The following is a 3,046-nucleotide window of genomic DNA, read 5'->3' on the forward strand; positions in this document are numbered from 1 at the left end:
ACTGATCGTTTCAGAATGAGATTCGGAGTCGTCTCAAGCAGATGATGCTGCAGGCGAGTTGGAGGAGTCCGAGGTGGAGGTCGGCGCGTATCTCGTAGCGGATCCGGAGTCGCTTGAACTGGTGGAGCCAGGCAAAGGTCCGCTCGACGACCCAGCGGGTCTTCCCCAGCCCGGAGCCGTGAGGGGTGCCTTTCCGGGCGAACTTCGGGGTGATGCCGCGGGCCCGGACAAGACGACGGTACTTGTCGTAGTCGTAGCCGCGGTCGGCGAACAGCCGGCTTGGTCGGTGACGTGGCCGACCTCGAACACCGCGGATGCGGGGTATCGCATCCAGCAGGGGCATCAGCTGAGTGACATCGTGACGATTCCCGCTGGTCAGCGCGACGACCAGCGGGGTGCCGTGCCGGTCGACGATCAAGTGGTGCTTGCTGCCGGGCCGGGCCCGGTCGACCGGCGAAGGTCCGGTGTGAGCCCCCCTTTGAGCGCCCGGACGTGCGAGCCGTCAATCGCAGCGTCGTCCATGTCCAGCAGACCCGCGGCCCGCAGCTCCGCCAGCAGCACCTCATGCAGCTGCGGCCAGACGCCGGCCTCGGTCCAGTCCCGCAGACGCCGCCAGGCCGTCACCCCGCTGCAGCCGACCTGTTCCGCCGGAACGTCCCGCCAGCTCACGCTCTTGCACAGCACGTAGACGATGCCCCGCAGGGCAGCCCGGTCATCTGCAGGCAACCGCCCGGGATACCGGCGCCGCCTGGGCGGACGAGCAGGCAACAACGGGGCCACACGTTCCCACAGGTCATCAGGCACAAGATCAGCAGACACCCAACAAATCGTGCCGACACAACACCCAACTGCCAAGCCCCACAACGAACTTCATTCTGAAACGATCAGTAAGTACCTCGGCGGCAGTCACCTACCTCCCCCTGACCGGCGAAAAGTCTTCTACATCTGGCCACGGGCCTCGACCTCGCATCCCGGCACCCTGACCGGCTGGGCGATCGCCAGCCACATACGCGCCGAACTGGCCACGACGCCCTGGCCGCCGCCGAGCGGTGCCGCGGCAGCCTCGCCGACGCCGTCATACACACCGACCCGGGAGCCCAGTACACGAGCCGGGCGTTCGCCGACGCCTGCCGCCGGGCGGGCGTGATCCAGAGCATGAGCACCCTCGGCAGCTCAGCGGACAACGCACTCGAGTCCTTCAACGCCACCTGCAAGCGGGAGACGATCCAGGGCCGCAATGCCTGGGCCGACGAGCGCGAAGCCTGCCTCGACCTGTTCCGCCGGCTGCACCGCTACCGCACCCGACACCGCCACTCCAGCCTCGGACAACGCGGTCCCATCACCTTCGAAACAGCACTCAACACAACATCAACTACCCTGGCCCCGGCCGCATAGCCCGTGCCCAAGATCAAGAGGAAAGGCCTCGGGCCTCCGCCGGACTTCGCTACCCGTCCGGCTTCATCCGAGATGATCACATCTGTTATCAGGTGATGCTTCCCTTTCGAAGATCCGATCCGAGCCCTGAGCCAACCTCTGGCAGCCTTTCCAGGACAGTTCCAAAGCCTGGCAGCGCGTGTACTTCCGCCTCCGCAACAGCGTCGAAGGCACCAACGGCTACGTCAAGAGCCCTCGCTACGAACGCCTCGAAGATGTCGGCACCGCAAGCTCACCGCCTCGGCGAAGTCCATCGCCTTGCAAGGTGATCGACCTCAGCGTCGGCCCTACCTGCCGCCGCAAGGCCGAGCCACGGCACCTAAATTCCCAAGGGGTGCGTCACCCAGCCCTGAGACCTTCCTCACAGCCGCCGCTAGCCTGCGGCAACCAGCCTGCCCGGCGGCAGAGCAGCTGAAGATTCCACACCGGAAAAATCGGACCGCCGACAACTCCAAGCCGTCAGCGGTCCACGTGCTTCTGGTCGCACACTGAAGGAGCGGGCGGCATCGTGATCACGATGCCGCCCGCTCCTTCAGTGCAACTAGAGCACTTTCCTCGGTGCTCCTGGTGCGCGAGGGGGGAGTTGAACCCCCACGCCCTTTCGGGCACTGGAACCTGAATCCAGCGCGTCTGCCTATTCCGCCACCCGCGCATTGGGTGTGTCGTCCGTCTCTCACCAGGGGGGTGAGCGCCTGCCGACATCCAGAAGATTAGCACGCTGGATGGGGTGGATTCACATCCGTTTCCGAGGGCAGCGGGAGGGCAGCGGCAAGGCAATCAGCCCCCGTCCCACCCCACCATCACCTGCGGGAGCACCTCCTGTGGCGCCCCGGATCCCATCGCTCCCACCCTCCACGTACCAACCGGAACCGGTTCACGTATCAACCTCGTACCGGTCCCGGCCATCTGCCCTGGAGAGGGCCGGGACCCACAGTCGCGTGCGGGACACTGTGGTGAGGCCGCCTCTACGATCCTTCCCGTACGGAGTACCGCGGAAGAGTTCGAAGAGGAGCTCGGGCGGGAACTTCGGGAGGGGACTTCAGTGGACGTCGACATCTGTCGACCGCTCCGACAGGGGGAACCAGCCGATTTCCCGGCGCGTGGATACGATCAGTAAGCAGTACCAGGGCAACGACGACGGAGGAGGTGCCCCATGGGAGTCCTGAAGAAGTTCGAGCAACGTCTCGAAGGTCTGGTCAACGGCACCTTCGCCAAGGTGTTCAAGTCCGAGGTCCAGCCCGTGGAGATCGCGGGAGCGCTTCAGCGCGAGTGCGACAACAACGCCACCATCTGGAACCGCGACCGGACCGTGGTCCCCAACGACTTCATCGTGGAGCTGAGCACGCCGGACTTCGAGCGTCTCAGCCCCTACTCGGGCCAGCTCGGCGACGAGCTGGCCGGCATGGTGCGCGACTACGCCAAGCAGCAGCGCTACACCTTCATGGGCACCATCAAGGTCCACCTGGAGAAGGCGGACGACCTCGACACGGGCCTGTACCGGGTACGCAGTCGTACGCTCGCCTCCTCCGCGAACCAGCAGGCCGCTCCCGAGCGCGCCCCCGCGGGCCCGCCCCCGGCGGCCGCCCGCGGCGGCCAGGCCGGTGGCTACGGC

The 3,046-nt window shown here is 66.2% G+C and carries 3 protein-coding genes and 1 tRNA gene; 2 read left to right on the forward strand and 2 right to left on the reverse strand.

Annotated features, from left to right (window positions below; all coding sequences use genetic code 11):
* Nucleotides 1-10: 10 nt before the first annotated feature.
* Nucleotides 11-819 (reverse strand): IS5 family transposase gene (locus tag KUF83_RS35055; RefSeq protein ID WP_217457892.1). Its coding sequence is split into 2 segments (ribosomal slippage): nt 11-480 and nt 480-819, totalling 810 coding nucleotides; the frame shifts between segments, so codons are not numbered across the junction.
* 324 nt (nt 820-1,143) lie between these two features.
* Here KUF83_RS35055 and KUF83_RS42235 point away from each other — a divergent pair.
* Entirely contained in the window at nt 1,144-1,395 is a 252-nt protein-coding gene (locus KUF83_RS42235; RefSeq protein WP_308403278.1) for an integrase core domain-containing protein, read from the forward strand.
* A 604-nt stretch (nt 1,396-1,999) separates the two neighbouring features.
* Here the strand turns inward: KUF83_RS42235 and KUF83_RS35065 are convergent.
* Nucleotides 2,000-2,086: transfer RNA gene (locus KUF83_RS35065), tRNA-Leu, on the reverse strand.
* 501 nt (nt 2,087-2,587) lie between these two features.
* On the opposite strand from KUF83_RS35065, the gene KUF83_RS35070 reads away from it, so the two are divergent.
* Nucleotides 2,588-3,046 (forward strand): DUF3662 domain-containing protein (locus KUF83_RS35070; RefSeq protein WP_254644824.1); only part of this gene is annotated, 459 nt, incomplete at its 3' end.

This window comes from Streptomyces sp. BV286 (genome assembly GCF_019090165.1).
Taxonomy (GTDB): domain Bacteria; phylum Actinomycetota; class Actinomycetes; order Streptomycetales; family Streptomycetaceae; genus Streptomyces.